The sequence below is a fragment of the Parabacteroides sp. AF17-28 genome (genome assembly GCF_003479205.1).
Taxonomy (GTDB): Bacteria; Bacteroidota; Bacteroidia; order Bacteroidales; family Tannerellaceae; genus Parabacteroides; species Parabacteroides acidifaciens.
The window spans coordinates 1-18,770 of the sequence record NZ_QUGV01000012.1; the positions used below are offsets into that span (position 1 = coordinate 1).

14 protein-coding genes are annotated in these 18,770 nt (G+C 50.7%); 9 read left to right on the forward strand and 5 right to left on the reverse strand.

Annotation, left to right across the window (positions count from 1 at the left end; genetic code table 11):
• Positions 1–1,049 precede the first annotated feature (1,049 nt).
• Entirely contained in the window at positions 1,050–3,455 is a 2,406-nt protein-coding gene (locus DWW90_RS10385; protein ID WP_122344917.1) for a TonB-dependent receptor, read from the reverse strand.
• Between the two features lie 144 nt (positions 3,456–3,599).
• On the opposite strand from DWW90_RS10385, the gene DWW90_RS10390 reads away from it, so the two are divergent.
• The 5 genes from DWW90_RS10390 (at position 3,600) to DWW90_RS10410 (ending at position 8,542) form a co-directional block, all read left to right on the forward strand.
• Entirely contained in the window at positions 3,600–4,160 is a 561-nt protein-coding gene (locus tag DWW90_RS10390; protein WP_122344918.1) for a nitroreductase family protein, read from the forward strand.
• Positions 4,157–4,921 (forward strand): Rossmann-like and DUF2520 domain-containing protein, encoded by a 765-nt coding sequence (locus DWW90_RS10395; RefSeq protein WP_122344919.1) that lies wholly within the window; start codon positions 4,157–4,159, stop codon positions 4,919–4,921. Before DWW90_RS10390 ends, DWW90_RS10395 begins: the two co-directional genes overlap by 4 nt.
• Positions 4,918–5,439 carry an HAD family hydrolase gene (locus DWW90_RS10400; protein ID WP_115500165.1) on the forward strand — a complete coding sequence of 174 codons (522 nt, stop codon included), beginning with the start codon at positions 4,918–4,920 and terminating at the stop codon, positions 5,437–5,439. The genes DWW90_RS10395 and DWW90_RS10400 overlap by 4 nt, the downstream gene beginning before the upstream one ends.
• A gap of 39 nt (positions 5,440–5,478) precedes the next feature.
• Complete coding sequence (locus DWW90_RS10405; RefSeq protein WP_122332524.1) at positions 5,479–6,063, forward strand: Maf-like protein; 585 nt, start codon at positions 5,479–5,481, stop codon at positions 6,061–6,063.
• 91 nt (positions 6,064–6,154) lie between these two features.
• Entirely contained in the window at positions 6,155–8,542 is a 2,388-nt protein-coding gene (locus DWW90_RS10410; protein WP_122344920.1) for a TIM-barrel domain-containing protein, read from the forward strand.
• Between the two features lie 20 nt (positions 8,543–8,562).
• Here the strand turns inward: DWW90_RS10410 and DWW90_RS10415 are convergent, their stop codons facing one another.
• Positions 8,563–8,943, reverse strand: a complete 381-nt coding sequence (locus DWW90_RS10415) for a hypothetical protein (protein ID WP_115500163.1) — start codon at positions 8,941–8,943, stop codon at positions 8,563–8,565.
• A 10-nt stretch (positions 8,944–8,953) separates the two neighbouring features.
• On the reverse strand, positions 8,954–9,982 hold the full coding sequence (locus tag DWW90_RS10420) for an FAD:protein FMN transferase (protein WP_122344921.1): 1,029 nt from the start codon (positions 9,980–9,982) through the stop codon (positions 8,954–8,956).
• Positions 9,983–10,266: 284 nt separating this feature from the next.
• Between DWW90_RS10420 and DWW90_RS10425 the strand changes: the two genes are divergently transcribed.
• The 4 genes from DWW90_RS10425 to DWW90_RS10440 all read left to right on the forward strand — a co-directional run bounded on the left by DWW90_RS10425 (position 10,267) and on the right by DWW90_RS10440 (position 15,547).
• Positions 10,267–11,064: a DNA-binding domain-containing protein gene (locus DWW90_RS10425; RefSeq protein WP_122344922.1), complete on the forward strand. Its 798-nt coding sequence runs from the start codon at positions 10,267–10,269 to the stop codon at positions 11,062–11,064.
• 191 nt (positions 11,065–11,255) lie between these two features.
• Positions 11,256–14,612 carry a hypothetical protein gene (locus tag DWW90_RS10430; protein ID WP_122344923.1) on the forward strand — a complete coding sequence of 1,119 codons (3,357 nt, stop codon included), beginning with the start codon at positions 11,256–11,258 and terminating at the stop codon, positions 14,610–14,612.
• A 387-nt stretch (positions 14,613–14,999) separates the two neighbouring features.
• Positions 15,000–15,239 carry a hypothetical protein gene (locus tag DWW90_RS10435; protein WP_122332519.1) on the forward strand — a complete coding sequence of 80 codons (240 nt, stop codon included), beginning with the start codon at positions 15,000–15,002 and terminating at the stop codon, positions 15,237–15,239.
• Entirely contained in the window at positions 15,206–15,547 is a 342-nt protein-coding gene (locus DWW90_RS10440; protein WP_122332518.1) for a type II toxin-antitoxin system RelE/ParE family toxin, read from the forward strand. The genes DWW90_RS10435 and DWW90_RS10440 overlap by 34 nt, the downstream gene beginning before the upstream one ends.
• Positions 15,548–15,624: 77 nt before the next feature.
• Here DWW90_RS10440 and DWW90_RS10445 read toward each other — a convergent pair whose 3' ends face one another.
• Both DWW90_RS10445 and ilvD read right to left on the reverse strand, forming a co-directional pair.
• Entirely contained in the window at positions 15,625–16,995 is a 1,371-nt protein-coding gene (locus DWW90_RS10445; RefSeq protein WP_122344924.1) for a gluconate:H+ symporter, read from the reverse strand.
• Positions 16,988–18,718 carry a dihydroxy-acid dehydratase gene (ilvD, locus tag DWW90_RS10450; RefSeq protein WP_122344925.1) on the reverse strand — a complete coding sequence of 577 codons (1,731 nt, stop codon included), beginning with the start codon at positions 18,716–18,718 and terminating at the stop codon, positions 16,988–16,990. The genes DWW90_RS10445 and ilvD overlap by 8 nt, the downstream gene beginning before the upstream one ends.
• Positions 18,719–18,770: the final 52 nt, after the last annotated feature.

Here is an 18,770-nt window from a genome sequence, read left to right on the forward strand (position 1 = left end):
ATTTTGTATAACCTTCCACTCCGGGAATTGATGGAATCCAAATTTAGAGAGCCATTAGGGGGGCTTATTGTATAAAACGTATTTTCAAGCCTCAAAAGAGAGCTAAAAGCAAATAAACGTTAACCCACTTTTCGACCGTCAAAAAGGGACTTTTTCCTCTTTTTTGAGCGTTTTCAACAATTACGACCGTCCTCTTTGCCATTGTGACCGTGCTAATGTGTAGTGCACTCGGCACCTCGCGAAGATTAGGACGGTCGCAATGGCGATTGGGACGGTCGTAATTGAAAAGAGGACCGTCTTAAGGGCAAAAAAGCACCTGAATTTCCTTGGGATATTTGGAACGCCGTCCGTTTTATTTTCAAATATTCGATTCTCCAGGAGTTAAGGTTTATCACTTTGCCGGCATTTATGCCTTCCGACAATCAAATTGCACATTTTTTCGAAACGGACTGCGCACCTCGTTTTTCTTGTTGTCAGAAAGGAGGGCTTAAACCGTGAAAAGAGTCAATCCAAAATGGATCAGAATTTCGGACGAAATAGAAAAACCGCCGAAAAGGGGGTTATTGTAAATAATTTATCTGTGAGTTTTAGACAGAAGAACAAAAGAACAAATGATGATTGGCACATTATCACATTGTGTCTTTTCTCATTATTCTCTGATGAGAAAACAATTGTCTGTGTGGTTAAAAACAATTGTCTTCGCATTCAAAAATAATTGTTTTTGCGGTTACAGACAATTGTTTTCTTTTCCGGATATCATTATCGATGAATAAAGAAAAAAGGAACTGTATATATATTTATATTAATATATATGGTAGGGAAAAACCGTTTTCCGTTCAGGATATGAATACAAGCGTTGAACATCAATGTTTACATAAAACCGTTTCTCGTTCAGTATAGAAAATCGATATAGTATGTCTCATTTTGCCTTATATTATCATGTTTGGTATGATTATAAAGAAAGGCAATGCTTACTTTTGTACAACAAGCCACAATTCTTGTCAGATCTGAAACTTTTTTCAAATCCCTCCTGCTTCTTAAGCGCTTTTTTAGAAGTCTACAATAAGACGGACATTCAATTGGCGGCCGGTCAAGTAATTCGGGATTGCGTATTGATGGTTGTCGATGTTCGTGATCCAATAATAAGAGCTTGTATTCTTTATGTCGAACAGGTTGAACACATCGAGTCCCAGCCAGATGTTTTTCAGGTTGCGGAAGAAGCCCCGGTCCATGATCGCATCCGTTCCTCCGGCAAGCTGGTAAGAGAAACCGAGGTCTACACGCTTGTAGGCCGGCGTGCGGAAATAACCGTCTTCATAGCCTGTACGCGGGGCTGTGACGGGAAGGCCGCCGGACAATACGCCTTTCAAATTCAGCTTGACACGCTTGTAGCCGGGGAAATAATCCTGGAAAAAGACCGATACGTTATATCCCTGGCTGTTCGGCATCGGAACATATTTGCTGCCCCGGATGCTCTGTTCCGCCTTCATCAGCGAGAAGCTGATCCAGGAGTCTGTACCCGGAACAAACTCTCCGAAGAATTTGACATCGAGTCCCATCGCATGGCCTTGGGCGCAGTTCTCCCCGTAGTAACGGATTTTCACATTGTCTACGGTGTAAGGATTCAGGTTGTCCAGCTTTTTATAATACATATCGGCGCTGAGCTTGAAGTTACGGCCCGATGCCCGGAAGGTATAATCGCCACCGGCAATGACATGTATGGAGCGTTGGGATTTCAGATTCTCGTTCAGCTGGATGATGCTGTTGCCATATTCGTCTTGTACGGTAGTGCGCAGCTCCTTATAGAACGGAGACTGGTAGTACAGGCCGGAAGCCAGACGGAAAGTCAGGTTCTGGTCGAAGTTCGGAATGAACCCGAGCGAAACACGCGGGCTGAATATAAATTCCTTATTATAGCTCCAATAACTGCCGCGTACACCGCCTACTAACGTGAATAATCCTTGCTTGGTACGGAACTTGAATATATCCTGAAGATAGCCGGAGATGCGGGTACTTTCCAGCTCGTTGTCGGAAAACAGGTTGGCGATTACGTTAACCGTTCCGCCGCCTTGCGGGAGCGAGTAACCTGCGGAATCCCGCTTTTCCCATTCACTGATTTTATCGTTGATTTTCTCCATCTGTACGGTTGCGCCCCACTTCAAGGTGTTGTTCTTCAGGCGGGCGACTCCATAGTGGCCGACGTTCATGATATTCGAATGTAATCGGTTGCGGGCATGCTCGTTATAGCGGGCTACGGACAGCTCTTGCATATCTCCGCCGTTTTCTTCGGCGGCATCTCCCAACCAGTAATCACCGGCAATGTCATACCCTTCCTCTTCTTTACTGGTAAAGGCGGAGGCTTGCAGGCCCAATTCGGTATGTTCGTTGGGGTTATGTTTCAGTGTCAGTGCCCCGAACAGGGTCTCGAACCTGTCCCGTTCCTGTCCGTTCATATACACCATGAACTTTTTCGCATTGGTTGCCGTACCGAAAGACGTCTCCCGTGTATGCGGGATGAATGTATATTTGTTGATCGCTAAGTTACCCAGGAAGTTCACTTCCCATTTAGGGGCAAGCTGGTAGGTCATATAGGTCTGCAGGTCGATGAAGTTCGGGTCGTATTCGGCGTCCGTATCGGTGGTCTTTAACAGCGAACGGCCTGTCTTGTAACGGAAGCCGGTCACTTGTGTGAATTTCCCCGAAGAACTTCCGATATAGGCATTGGCGCCTAACAGGCTGGCAGAGGCCGACCCTTCAAACATTTTGGGCTTTTTGTATGTGATATCCAATACGGAACTCATTTTATCCCCGTAACGCGCTTCGAACCCCCCGGCGGAGAAATTGACGGATTCCGTCAGGTCCGGATTGATAAAGCTGAGCCCTTCCTGCTGTCCGGAACGGATCAGGAGCGGACGGAATACTTCGAGGCCGTTGACATAGACGATATTCTCGTCATAGCTTCCGCCCCGGACCGAGTATTGCGAACTAAGCTCATTGTTGGAGGAGACGCCGGCAAACGTAACGACCAGGCTTTCGATGCTCCCCCCGGCAGGGTCGGGAAGTAGCTTCACCCGGTCGGCATTCAGCGTTTCAAGGGTTGTTGTCTGTTTGCGGATTGCGGTGGTGGTGACTTCCCCCAGTTCGATGGAGGTATAGTTCATCTGGACATTGAGCCGCATGTCTTTAGTTACCTGTGGAATAATCCGTTCTGCCTTGTTGTAGCCGAGGCATGAATAGATAAGCGTGACCGAATCCCCGGTTGCAACCGAGAGTGAGTAGTGGCCTTTTTCATTACTCATCGTTCCGTTCAACGTATTCTTCACCCGGATATTGACCAGCTCGAGCGGGTTTCCGTCTGCATCGCGGACATAACCGCTGATTTTGGCACGTCCCTGTCCGAAAGCCGGTATCGAAAATAATATAAATAGTAGCGCAGCTATTGCACGAATCTTCATAATCTATTATAGTTATAGCTTTACTAACGCAGGAAATAAGGATTTATTTTCCGTATGCCCCAAACTTGTTCATTCTTTTGTTCTTTATCAGCTAAATAATTACCTTTGTTATCTGTTTAGCAATATATATAAAGTAAGATATAAATGGAAAGTTTCGCAACACTGATAAAAAACAGAAGAAGTACCCGTAAGTTTACGGACCGGTTATTGAATCCGGAACAGGTGGAAATGATATTGAAAGCCGCCCTTATGGCACCCGCTTCCAAGCGGAAGAACCCCTGGCAGTTTGTTGTCGTGGAAGACAAAGAGATGTTGGCAAAACTGTCGGAATGCAAACCGGTGGGAGCAGCCTTCCTGAAAGATTGCGCGCTGGCTGTCGTGGTACTGGCGAATGTGATGGAAAGTGATGTTTGGGTGGAAGACGCTTCCGTCGCCTCCATCTATATGCAGTTGCAGGCCGAAGACCTCGGGTTGGGCAGCTGCTGGTGTCAGATCCGGAACCGCCAGACGGAAGACGATGCGGATGCCGCCCAGTATGTACGCGGCCTGTTGAATATCCCGTACCAGTTAGAAGTCCTTTCCATTATCGGTTTCGGATATAAGGACCAGGAACGGAAACCGTTTGACGAATCCCACCTGCAATGGGAAAAGATACATTTAGGCTCATATCCCATGCCGGGCGAAAACGGACCGGAAGAAGCATGAAGATCATCTTTTTAGGTTCCGGCAACCTGGCGACCCGCCTGTCGCTCGAAATGTACCGGAAAGGTATGCGGATCGGGCAGGTATATAGCCATACGCCGGAAAACGCCGAACGGCTGGCTGCGCAGTTGGGCTGCCCCTGGACAACTGTTCCTGAAGAGGTCGATACGGACGCCGACCTGTATGTCTTTTCCCTGAAAGACACGGTGTTGGCAGATGTGATCGTCCGGATCAGGCCGAACAACGGGTTGTGGGTGCATACGGCAGGCAGTATGCCGATGGATGTCTTCAGCGGATATACAGCCGACTATGGAGTCATGTATCCCATGCAAACCTTCAGCAAAGCGCGTCCCGTAGACTTTAGCGTGATCCCCTTTTTCCTGGAGGCCAATACGCCGGAGAATGCCGGCAAACTGCTACAGATAGCCGGAGCGCTTTCCGGGAATGTCCGTTTCCTGTCGTCCGACAAACGTAAAAGCCTCCATCTGGCCGCCGTCTTTGCCTGTAATTTTACCAACCATATTTATGCGTTAGCTGTTAAAATATTACAGGGGCAGGAGATACCGGCCGATGTCCTGCTGCCGCTTATCGACGAGACGGCAGCCAAGGTGCATACGATGACGCCCGCCGAGGCGCAGACCGGTCCGGCTATCCGCTATGACGAGAATGTAATCAATAAACACCTGGCCATGCTGGACGATCCCGATATGCGGTCTGTCTACCAGCTGATCAGCCAAAGCATACATAAGGAGGCACAAATATGAGCAGTATCAATTATGACCTGAATAAGATAAAGGCATTTGTCTTTGATGTGGACGGTGTCCTGTCGTGCGACGTAGTCTCGTTGCATCCCAATGGCGATCCCATGCGCACTGTCAATATAAAGGATGGTTACGCCTTGCAGCTTGCCGTCAAGAAGGGGTACCAGGTAGCGATCATTACCGGCGGTTATACGGAGGCAGTGAAGATCCGTTTCTCCCGTCTCGGCATTACCCATATATATATGAAGAGCGCCGTCAAGGTCCATGACTACCGGGATTTCCTGGAAAAGACAGGGTTGCAGCCCGAAGAGGTGATGTATGCGGGTGACGATATCCCCGACTACGAAGTGATGCAGTTAGTCGGTTTGCCTGTGGCGCCTGCCGATGCCGCACCGGAGATTAAGCGCATAGCCAAGTATATCTCCCATAAAAACGGGGGAGAAGGTGTCGCCCGCGATATCATCGAACAGACGATGAAGGCGCAGGGGCACTGGATGGGAGACGAGGCGTTCGGTTGGTAAGAGAGGAAAAGGAGAGATATTAATTATGAATTATGAGATATGGTATTACCTAATTTAAAGAAATATAAGATCGTCCTGGGCTCCAACTCCCCCCGCCGGCGTGAGTTGCTGGCGGGATTGGATATTGATTTTGAAGTGCAGGTGATCCCCGGCATAGACGAATCATACCCGGAGACATTAAAGGCGGAAGACATCCCTGTCTATCTGGCCCGGAAAAAGGCGGAAGCCTATCTGCAAACAATGCCCGATAACGAGTTGCTGATAACAGCCGATACGATTGTGTGGACCTTTGATGAGATACTGGGGAAGCCGAAAGACCGTGAAGACGCCATCGCCATGCTGCGGAAACTCTCCGGCCGTGTCCACGAGGTCGTAACGGGTGTCTGCATCACGACAAAGGAGAAAACCATCTCCTTCTCCGCCGCATCGGCAGTCTGCTTTGCCGAGTTGGACGACGAGGAAATCATCTATTATGTAGATAAATACCATCCCTTCGACAAAGCCGGCAGCTACGGCATACAGGAATGGATCGGGTATGTGGCGGTCGAAGCCATCAACGGTAGCTTCTACAACGTCATGGGCCTGCCCGTCCGGCTTCTCTACCAGGAGTTGAAGAAGCTGTAAAGAATTGACAAAATTCTATGTTTTAAGGTGATTTATTGAAGGTAAGGCAAATAGGAAGTCTGTACTTTTGTGATATTAACTTTTGAGTATCATGAAAAAGATCTACTATTTGCTTGTAAGCCTGTTTTTCCTGCAGTCCGTCTTTGCGGCGAATGGGAAACAGACCTTTGACGTCCGCCTGCAGAACGGGCTGAATATGAATGTGGAGGTATGCACGGATGGAATATTCCGGATACGGATTACGCCTCGTCCAGCCTTTTCAGAGTCATTGATGCAACGCTACGGCATCATTAAAACGGATTGGGAACCCGTAGCGGTCTCCCCGAAAGACAACAAACAGCAGTTTGAAGTATCGACCGGCGCCTACCGGTTGAAAGTCGATAAAAAGACCGGTGCCATCACCGTCGCCGACCGCAAGGGCCGGGTGATCATCGAAAAAGCCGTCTTCCTGACCTCCGCCGATCCGCTCTGTACGAACTTAGGCAAAGTCATCAACGCCAAATATAAGGATATGAAAGTGCCGAACAACGGTACGATCATCGGCGACGACAGCAGCAAAGGATCATCCAAGGACATGGCGGAAACCGGTGACTATAAAAACACCAGCATCCTTTCCATCTCCCTCAAAGACGGCGAACGTTTCTATGGCGGCGGCAGCACGAGCCGCGACCATATCCAGCACCGCGGCGAACTGCTCCGCATGTGGACCACGTACCAGCACACCGAGATACCGATGCCCTTTATGATCAGCTCCGAAAACTGGGGTGTCTTCAACAATACGACACGCAAGAACTTCTTCGATATCGGCAGCTACCAGCCGGATGTCTTCTCCATCTATAACACGACGGACGAGGCCGACTTCTACCTGATGTTCGGTAACTCGATGCCCGACGTGATCAACCATTACACGACTATTACCGGCAAGCCCTACCTGCTTCCGAAATGGGCGTACGGCTTATGCTTCGGACCGAACATGCTCGAAAACCAGTTCGATATCCTGAACGATGCCGTCCGTTTCCGCGACATGGGCGTACCCTGCGACCTCTTCTGGCTCGAACCCCAGTGGATGGAGAAACGCTATGACTTCTCGACCAAGAAGAAATGGAACTATAAGCTGTTCTCGGCAGAAGCCTATTGGGATTCGACCCGCTATCCGAAGAAGGAGAACCACCGCCTCCTCATCGGCCGCCTGCATGGGATGGGCTATCACCTGGGGCTTTGGCTGTGCGAAGAATATGACCTGAGCATCGCCGAAGAGGATGCATTGGCCGCCGCAGCCGGAAAAGACACTTCCGGGTTGGAACACTGGATGGACCACCTGACCCACTTCATGGACAACGGCGTGGACGGCTTCAAGCTGGACCCCGCCCGCACGATCGACGAACACCCCGGCTTCAACTACTATAACGGACGTACGGATAAGGAAATGCACAACCTGAACCAGGTCCTTCTCCCGAAACAAATGTACAAGATGACGCGCAAGCATACAGGCCGCCGTTCCTGGCACCATTACACCGCCGGCTGGGCCGGAACCCAGCATTGGAGCGCCTCGACCAGCGGCGATAACGGAGGCGGGCGTACCGCCCTCTTCGACCAGTTGAACCTCGGGATGAGCGGTTTCATGAACACATCCTGCGACGTGATGAATGTGAATAAGGACGAAGAATTGCAGAGCCTGCATTTCGGCCTCTTCCTGCCCTGGGTGCAGATCAACAGCTGGTACTCCTTGCACCAGCCCTTCTACTTCCCGGAAAAGGAAAAGAAGATGTACCGCGACTATGTGAAGTTGCGCTATTCCCTCATGCCCTATATCTATTCGGCAGCCCTGGAAGGCGCGCAGACCGGTATGCCTATCGTCCGCTCCATGCCGCTGATGTTCCCCGACGACCGCAAGACGGACGATATGGTCTATCAGTATATGTTCGGCGAGAACTTCCTTGTCGGTATATTCAGCGACTCTATCTACCTGCCGAAAGGCAACTGGATCGACTACTGGACAGGTGAGAAGCTCGCCGGAGGCCGCGAGGTGCAGCATACGGTTCCCGACAACCGGGCCGGCCTGCTGTTTGTCCGCGAAGGTGCCATCATTCCGTTCCAAAAGGAAATGCAGTATATCGGCGAGAAGCCCCTGGACACATTAATGGTGAAAGTCTTCCCCAAAGGAACCACTTCCTACACGATGTATGAAGACGACGGCCTCACCTACAACTTCGAAACGGGCGCCATCGCCGCCACCCGCTTCGAATGCAGGCAAAGCGGGCAAAAGATCGAGTTCACTGTCTTCCCCGTCGAAGGCTCTTACGACGGCATATACCGGTCGCGGACATACGAACTGGAGATCGACGCCCCGCAGCGCCCCACCCAAGTACAGGTAAACAACGTCCCCGTAACCGACTGGCAGTACAGCGACAACAACAAGGTGCTCGTCACCCTGCATCAGGATAACATAACGAACAAGGTCAGTTGCATCATAAATTGAATGATGATTTAGCACATCATTCAATTCAACCTGTTCCGTTCCTCCTTATGATAATGTTCGATCAGATATAAGGTTTTGGCAAGAGATGGGAATATAGGGAGTATCACAGGACGATCCGGATCCCATTCCGGGTCGTCCGTTATTATTTCAGAAAGCGGACCGGCCTGCATAAGCACGGTCTGCGCCGGGGTAACAGCTGTGGCAATAAAGCTTTTTTCGGCAGGTAATAATACAAAATATCCTTCGTCTACTTCTATGACCGGGGCCTGTTCCCTGCTAAGGACAGCCACCTTTCCGGACGAAACAAACAGTAACACATTGCCGGTGTCTTCGGTATTGCATAAAACCTCGCCTGCCTTTGCCATTCTACATTCGAACTGGTTAGGGAAGTGTTTTATCATATTTAATCAATCAGGGTTTATCCGAGCTAAGCATCGCTTTTCGTTTAGGCAGATACTGGAGCATCCCTTTTGAATATTCAATCTGGTGCTTTCCATTATCATCAGCATAGATTACGTAGTATTCGATATCCGGCAACGAGGCGGCCATCTGCCGTGCCTTCTCCAATCCCATCGCCATGAAAGCCGTTGCATAGGCGTCGGCGGTCATGCAGTCGTCGGCAACGATTGTTGCGCTCAACACGCTCTGCTGGGCGGGATAGCCGGTTCGCGGATCGATCGTATGGGCATATTTCTTGCCATCTTTGATGTAGAAGTTGCGGTAGTTGCCCGAAGTGGCGATCGCCCCTTTCCGGCATAACTGGATGACCTCGTCGTACTTGTTCACGACGCCCGTCGAGTCGTCTTCCGGCAGGTTGATACCGACACGCCAGCACGCGCCATTCTGGTTGACGCCCTTCATCATCACCTCGCCGCCTATGTCGACCATGTAATTCTCCACCCCCTCGCGTTCGAGCAGGCGGGCAATCACGTCGCACGAATACCCCTTGGCGATGGCAGAGCAGTTGAGCAGCAGCCTCGGGTCGTCTTTCACCACCCGCCGGCCGTCCAGATGCACCTTTTGGTAACCGACGAACGCCCGCAGGCTGTCGATCATCTCCGGCGTCACGCTCTCTTTCTTGCTGAACCCGAATCCCCAGACGTTGACCAACGGAGCGCAGGTGATGTCGAAAACGCCATCCGAGTTGCGCGAAACTTCCATCGATTTGTTGAACACTTCCGTAAACCAATCGTCCACCTCCACCGTGTCGTTGTTATTGACCTTTGCGATGATCGAATTGGGATTGAACGGATTAAGAGACAGGTTAAATTGTTGCAACTCTGCGTCGATTTTGTCTGTCAGGATCTGCGGCGCCTCATACTTGATGTTGTATAAGGTATGAAACACAGTGCCGCTCTCTTCGAAATATTGCTTTTTACTATTGCATGAAATGAAGGAGATAACTCCTAAAAGTGTCAATAAATGAATTAGCCTATACATTTTTGTATCGTTTTGTGCACAAAGATACAAAAAAACACGTACCTCCCGAAACCCCCAAATCTGCCCGAAACGTAAAAAAGCCCAAAATACGACAAAAGGATAGACTCATTATCAAGCTGTTACGAAACTGCAATAACCCTTCCAAAGAGGTACTGTGGAAGGGCTGTAACCCTCTATTGATAAGGGCTGGGAAGCACTTTTAAAATGACTAATGAAAACGTACGTTTTCATTAGTCATTTTATAAGAGAACATAATTCCTAATATCAATTTAAAACAAACAATCATGGCAAAAAAAGTAAAGCCAGGCAAGCTTCGGGGCAACACGAACCCGAATAACCTGACAGACGACGAAAACGATTATACGCTCAGTATTATCGGCGGCATGAGTTACGGTTTGGATGACGTCGCACAGCTCGTTGTGCAAGACGGCACCACGACCGAATCGAAAGAGCAACTCATCCGTAACTTCCGCCTCATCGCCGAGAAGGGTATCGAGATGGGGTTGATGGGCAACAACATTAACTTCGACTACTTCACCCTCCGCTTCGGCGTGAAAGGCGTCTTCAACTCCGCTAACGAACCGTTCACGCGGCCCAAGCACGAGGTGACCGCCTCGATGTCGGTTGGTCCCGACGTCCGCAAGGCGATGTTGGAAACAATGGTCGAAAACATGGGCCCGGCACAGCATTACGCCCAGATGGACACCATCATCAACACCGTCAACGGCGAAGTGAACAAGAGCCTCACCTCCGGCCAGGTGCTCGAAGTCAAAGGCGTCAACCTCGCCTTGAAAGGCGACGACGAGTCGGTCGGCATCTACATCCAGGAAGTGGGCGCTGCGGACGACACCCGCATCAAAGCAACCGTCGTCCTCAACAACGAACCGAAACGCCTTATGTTCATGGTGCCCGGCGGGTTGAAGCTCGGCAGTATGTATCAGTTGGTGCATATCACTCAATCCGGGGCAGGATCGAACAGCGCATTGTTGCTCAAATCGCCGCGCATTGAGTTCAGTAGCAAGCAATTGAAATGTACCGACGGTACTCCGGATAGTGGAGTGGAACGCCCCGGCATTCTATAAGATAGCCTGATTGCTTCCCACCAATACGCCGTATTGCTTCTAAGCAATAGGGTACCTGTGGTTCTAACCAATAGGGTGCCTATGCTTCTAACCAATCAGTCGTATTGCTTCTAACCAATAGGGCGTATTGGTGGGAAGCAAGGCAATCCGATTACAAATCACAACAAATTATTCATTAAGCATATTAAACAATGAGGACAAGATTACTGATAGCACTCACCCTGCTTTTTACAACTTACCTTTACGGACAGGAGAGAACAAAAACGCTTGATTTAACACAGGGAAGCATTACGATAACCGAAACAGGATATACACAGAATACTACAGGGACTAAACAGGAAACGAAGTTTACAGGCAGTTATGTGATTACACAATCGAACGATGGGACAGGTAATATGATTGATATCAAAAGTGGGACGCATACTATTACGTTGAATGGAGTAAAAGCCGAAAACAGTGAAGCTGATCATTCCCCCCTTTCCCTATCTGAAGGCGTAAAATTGACTCTTTTTCTTACAGGGGAAAATATATTGGGAGGTAATAATAGTGATAAAGCGAAATTACATGTTCCACCTGGTGCAATTTTAACTATTAAGGGGGATGGAAAGCTAACTACTAACTCTCGAAAAGGAGCTGCTATTGGTGGTAACAGCGGTGAAAACTGTGGCATAATAATAATTGAGAGTGGTACGATTGCAATAAGTCTTTGGGCTTCCGGAGCTGGAATTGGTGCAGGTGCTGGAAGTCCTACCCCAAATACAGGTAAAATAATAATTAATGGTGGAAATATAGGTTGGAACTCAAATGAGAATTCTCCAACAGGGGCCTTTATCGGTGGTGGCGAAGGTTGTGATGGTGGAAATGTTACAATCAATGGAGGTCATATAAAAGCATCATGCTCTGCGAGCGGTGCCGCTATTGGAGGCGGTAAGGGTGGTGGTGCCGGAGAAATTACCATTACAGGAGGGCTGGTGAAGGCGTATGGAAGACATGGTAGCCCCGTTATTGGCCCCGGTGCCGATTATACAGATTCAGGCTCTGGTGGTACAATTACGATTTCCGGAGGAGTGGTGGATGCATCTGCTTATGACCAAAACAACACTGTCCCTATAGGAGGAACCAATACGGCAGTTGAGATCACGGGTAATGCGGTTGTCTTTGCCTATAACACAGAAAGTGATGATGATAATAATGTCGGGATAAGCAGCACAACAAACGATGCTAAATGGGAAGGCATCGTGTTTAAGGGTAAGACTGGCAAGATTTATGGAGATAAGATGACCTTGAGTGAGAGTGTGGTCATACCCGACGGTTTTACATTGACGGTAGAAACTGGCAAGACACTGGAGGTGGAGAAGGATGCGATTGTGGTGAACAAGGGGACGATTACGAACAATGGAACGCTGGAAAATAGCGGGACTATTGTGAATAAAGGGACTTTCACCGGGACTATGACATCCGGTAGCAACAGCGTAGTAACAGCACTTGCCTTATCGGCAGATATGTTTGTTCCTAACCCCATACCGGATTATGTTTATACCGGCAAAACGATAGAGCCGGGGGTGACGTTGAAAGGGGGACTTGGCAATGAGGATGTTTATAGTGTGTCGTATTCAGATAACACCAATATCGGAAAAGGCAATATTACGGTTACGGCCAAAAGCAATACATGGCTTACCGGTGATCCTTTGACGCTATCTTTTACTATAAGCAAAGCCCCTTTGACCGTCGCCCCTAAAGAGGGACAGATTCTCTATAAAGGGGAGACGATCGAGTATGAGACATACGGGGAGATAAAAGACAAGGCTGTGGCGTTCAGCGGTGCGCTTAGTATCAGTAATAACGTTATCGACAAAGGCACGCTTGCACTGACAACAGAGAGTGCAAATACTTATGACCTGAAATTCCTCACAGGCGTAACAGCTACTCATTTCGATATAGAGCCCAGTGCCGCAGACGTAACGCTTACCCCGAACGGCAGTAACGACTGGTTTACGACTACGGATGGGATTACTTTTACGGCCCCTGCCGGGTTCACGATAGCACAGGTAAACGGCGATGCTTCTACCCCGACTTACGGTGAAAGCTTTGTCTTTGCCAATACCGAAGGAACCAACACCGTCTCCTACAACCTGAAGAGGGAAACTACAGCACAAACCGTTTATGGCAGCAAGACAAAAGAGGTTAAGATCGACCATACCGCCCCGGTACTATCATCCGAAACCCCGGCAATCGACAAGCTGAAAGCAACCTTCACCCTGACGGATGCCACAAGCGGTATCGCTTCCTACAGTTACAAGCTGGATGGCGGTACAGAGCAGACAGAAAAGGTAGAAGATGCACCAAAGAACAGCTGCCAGCTTGTTATAGAAAACACTACTGCCGGTCCCCACAAGTTGGCATTGACAATTACGGATGTCGCCGGGAATACGAAGACCTACGACGACCTCTCTTTCAACCTGCTGGCTGACCTGACCGTTACTCCGAAGAGCGGGCAGAAGCTCTATAAGAATGAGCCGATCTTGTATGAAGTAGCCGGCATTCTCGGTAGCGACAAACCCTTGGATGGCGCATTGGCGTTAGATGGGAATGACACTGATGGCACCAGGACCATCAAACGAGGATCGCTTACCTTAGCGGATGGGTATGATACTAAATATGCCCTGACCGTCGTCGAGACCATTACGGCCACTTATGTCGATACCGACCCCTCCACGATAGATATCACGTTGGAAAAAGCCGGTGGCAACGATGGCTGGTACACCAACGAAGGCGGCATTACCTTCGCCGCTCCCGCCCCCGATGACTTCGTGATCGCCCTCACAGGCAGCGAACTGAAAGACGCCCCGGAGTATGGCAGCAGCTTTACCTGGTCGACCGAAGGCAGCTATACCGTCAAATACAACCTGCGCCGCACCACGACGGAGATCGTCTACGAGAAGACCAAGTATGTGAAGTACGACCATACCGCCCCGGCCCTGAAAGACGGTGCCCCGACAGTCTCCTACCTCGAAGCCACCTTCACCCTGACCGACGCCACAAGCGGCATCGCCTCCTACAGCTACACGCTGGATGGCAGCACAGACCCCGCCAACGTCGGGCACAATGACAATGTAAACAGCGCCCCCGAAGCCTCCTTCACCGTAACCGGCACCGCAGGCAGCCATACCCTGTCATTGACCGTGAAAGACGTCGCCGGCAATGAGGCCACCTACGCCGACATCACCTTCGAACTGAAGGACCGCCCCGTCCCGCCACCCGTTCCCCCCGTCACTCCCGGCGGCGACACCCCTGGCGGTGATATCCCTGGCGGCGATACCCCCGACGACCCAACCTCCAACGCCGCCATCAACGGCGAAGTACAGGTAAAGGCCCTCGGCTCTACCTTATATATATACACCCCGAAAGAAGAAACGCTTTCCGTCTACACCCTCACCGGCCACCTGTTGAAACAACAGCGCACCACCGGCAGCACGGAACACCGCCTCCCCGCCGGCTTGTATCTCGTCCGGGTGGACGGCAGAACCTATAAGGTGGTGATCAGGTAGAGGATGATTTAACGGTCTGTAGAGATGCACGGCCGTGCATCTCTACTCGTGCCGCAGGCTCTCTTTTGCCGTCCGTTTCAACGGACGGTTATAAGGATTAGGAGGCAGAGCCTCTTCCTCTGTGGGCTTTAGCCCCTTTTATAAAGGGCTGTCCTGTAAATCATTGAAAGGGGTTGAAACCCACAGAGGAATCCGGCAAAGCCGAGGACTTATCAATCCGTTCGTTGAAACGAACGGCAAAAGAGAGCCTGAGGCATGGGGCAGCGCCCCATTAAGAGATATACCGTTAAATCATCATTTGTTCTTATGTTCTTTTGTCCAACCCTCCCTATATTCCAATTAAATCCCTATCTTTGTCCATACATTAATTTATAACAAATTACAACTATGACAAAATTAAGTAACCTTACGCCCAAAGTCAACCAGCCCGCCAAAACCGGCCGGGTACGGAAAAGCCAAGCCTTATCCAATCATGACAACTGGAACCCCAACAAACCTTTCCATGTTACCCAAGAGGAACTCTGGAACCATATTCATGAGATCGAGCAGGGGCCGTTTATGACCTTAGATGAGGGTTTCAAACAGTTTGAACAATGGAAAGCGGAATTCCTAAGAAGTCGATTATAGCAAGCAGTGTTTTTTGGGAAAGTTATAGCAATGTATATGAACAAGGCCTTGACTTATTTGGATATTTCCAAGCAGAAGCTTATATCTGTAAGATAAAATCTGCTTTGTACGAATTAGACAGGACTTATCCCTATTACCCCGAATGCCGTCACTTGACTACGAAAACCCGTATGTACCGGAACATCATTCTGGATTCCCACCTGATTATTTACCGTATTTGCGAGGAGCGCATTGAGGTGTTGGACATCGTTCATGCCGCTTCCAGCATCAAACGGATCAAGCAAACCAGGAATATCCATATAGACTAAAAAACTATGGGATGTGGCAAAAGCAAGTCCTGACGCTTTAGTGTGTCATTGCGGGCTTTTGTCACATCCCTATATTTTTATACAAACAAACTCAACACCAAAGCCAACCCGAATCCCCCTAACGCGATGATCGTTTCCATGACTGTCCATGATTTGAGTGTTTGGACCTCTGTCAGCCCCAAGTATTTGCCGACCAGCCAGAAGCCGCTGTCGTTGACGTGCGAGAGGATGGTGGCGCCGGAGGCGATCGAGATCACAATCAAAGCGCAATGCATATCCGAAAGGCTATAGGCACTCAGTATAGGGCCGACAATCCCGGCTGCCGTAATCATCGAGACTGTGGCAGAGCCCAGGATGATACGGACTGCCGCTGCAATGATAAAGGCGAGTATGATCGGTGGGAACTGTGTTTTCGAGATCAGTTGTGCCAGTACATCGCCGACGCCGCTGTCGATCAACATCTGTTTGAATGCTCCTCCCGAACCGATAATCAGGATAATCATGCCCGCCGGAGCCAGTGCTTTCGTACTGATGTCGAGCAGCTCTTTACGGGTGTAGCCCCGCTGTGTGCCCAATAACCAAGCGGCGATCAGTGTCGCAAGGATCAGCGCCGTGAACGGATGCCCCAGGAAAGAGGTCACTTCGTAGAAGATTCCTTTCCCCATATATCCCAGCTTGATAAACAGTTCGACCATCGATTTAATCACCATCAGGAACAGCGGGATGCCGATAATGGCAGACACCATGCCGAAGGAGGGGAGGGAATGGGCTTCGTCCGTCCGGTCCCCTTTCTCCAACTCTTCCATCACGTGGGGCGGCGGAGCGACATATATCTTGTTTCCTATGTATTTCCCGAACAACGGGCCCGCTATGATGGCAACAGGCAAGCCGATGATCGTCCCGACCAGGATCACCCATCCCAAGTCGGCCCCTAACATATCGGCAACCGCCACCGGACCGGGCGTAGGCGGGATAAACGTATGTGTCACAGCTAACCCCGCCAACAGGGGAATGGCATAGAATAAAGTCGATTTCTTGGTGTCTTTCGCTAATGCATAGACGACCGGCACGAGGATGATGAAGCCCACATCGAAGAACACGGGGATCGCAATCAGGAATCCGGCGAACGACAGGCTCCAATGCGCCTTCTCTTTCCCGAAACGGCGGATCAGCGTCTTGGCTATCGCTTCCGTCCCGCCGGATGCTTCGAGTATCTGGCCGAAGATGCTGCCGATGCCGACAACTGTTGCCACAAAACCCAATGTCCCGCCCAGGCCGTTTTGGATGGAGTCGGTCACCTTCCCTAACGGCATGCCGGAGGCGATACCTAAGAACATGGCCGTGATCAGCAGCGAGAGGAAGGGATGCAGTTTGATCCATAATACCAGTACCAGCAACAGTCCGATAGCCAGTACCGTGACTAACAGTAAAGTTGCCGGATCAGCCATGGCGGGTATCCTCCATATAAGCACCCTTCATCGGCGAAACGCTGTTGCGGGTGAAAATACTCAGAATACCAGTGTTGAAGCGTGGAGCGGGTTGCACCCAATTCGCACGCCGTTCGGAGAGGATCGCTTCCATCTCTTCGGGGCTTTTAGGGATGCCGCCGGTTCCGGTAATGTCGAGCCTGCGGGCGGGGATATCGATACGGATCAGGTCGCCGTCTTCTACCAGGGCGATGGGGCCGCCCTCGGAGGCTTCGGGGGAGACATGACCGATGGCGGGGCCGCGCGTGGCACCCGAGAAGCGTCCGTCTGTGATCAGGGCGATTGTTTCGATCAGTTCGGGGTCGGAGGCAATGGCCTCTGTCGTGTAGAACATTTCGGGCATACCGCTTCCTTTGGGTCCTTCGTAGCGGATGAAGACGGCTTCGCCCGGCTGGATGTCTTTGGTCAGTACGGCTTGGAGGGCGTCTTCTTCGCAATCGAATACGCGTGCTTTCAAGGTCGCCTGCATCAGTTTGGGCGAGATGGCGGCGTGCTTGACGACGGCGCCTTCCGGTGCGAGGTTGCCCGTCAGGATGGCGATGGCGCCTTGTGCCCGGATCGGGTTATCGAGGGGTTTGATGATGTCGGATATTTTTACGCCGAGGGCCTGCAGGTATTTACGGCATCCTTCGTAGAAGCCGCTCTGCTTCAGGGTGTCGAGGTTTTCACCTAACGTTTTGCCCGTTACGGTCAGTACGTCCAGATGCAGGAACTCTTTGATCTCTTCCATGATGGCGGGGACGCCACCTGCATACCAGAAATATTCGCCCGGCCAGAAACCGCTGGGGCGGATGTTGAGCAGGAACGGGATCTTGCGGTGGATCTCGTCGAACAGTTCCGGGGGCAGTTGGATACCTAATTCGTGGGCGATTGCCGGCAGGTGCAGGAGGCTGTTGCTCGAACCGGCTATGGCGGCGTGTACCATGATGGCATTCTCGAATGCCTTGCGTGTCATGATGTCCGATGGCTTCAGGTCCTCTTTGGCCAGTTCGGTCACCCGGTAGCCGGCTTGGCGGGCCATCTCTTTCAGGTAGTGGATTTGTGTCGGGATCAGGGCTGAACCCGGCAGGGCGATCCCCAATGCTTCGGCCATGACCTGCATCGTGGAGGCTGTCCCCATAAAGGAGCAGGCGCCGCATTCGGGGCAGGCATCCCGTTTATAGACCATGAATTGCTCTTCACTGATCTCCTTCCGTTCGTATTGGGCGCTGTAGGTGCCGATCTGTTCGAGGGTGAGCAGGTTCGGGCCGGCTTTCATGATGCCTCCCGGTATGAAGACGGCGGGCATGTCCAACCGTGCGATCGCCATCAGGTGGGCGGGAACGGATTTATCGCAGCTGGCAATGTAGACGCCTGCGTCGAAGGGGGTTGCTTTTACGTGGATTTCCATCATGGCGGCCATGATGTCGCGGGAGACGAGCGAGAAGTTCATGCCGTCGTGTCCTTGTGCTTCCCCGTCGCAGATATCGGTCACGTAGTAGTTGGCGGCCCGGCCTCCTCCGTCATTCACGCCTTTGCTGGCTTCGGCGACCAGCTGGTCGAGGTGGGCGCTGCCGGGATGGCTGTGTCCGTAGCTGCTTTCTACGATGATTTGCGACTTACCGAGGTCTTCGATGCTCCATCCGCTTCCTAACCGGAGCGAATCCAATTCCGGAGCTAATTTACGTAATTGTTGGCTTTTCATGGTATATATTTTTACAATGTCTGATAGCAGGTCCGGATATATAGCGTTGCCG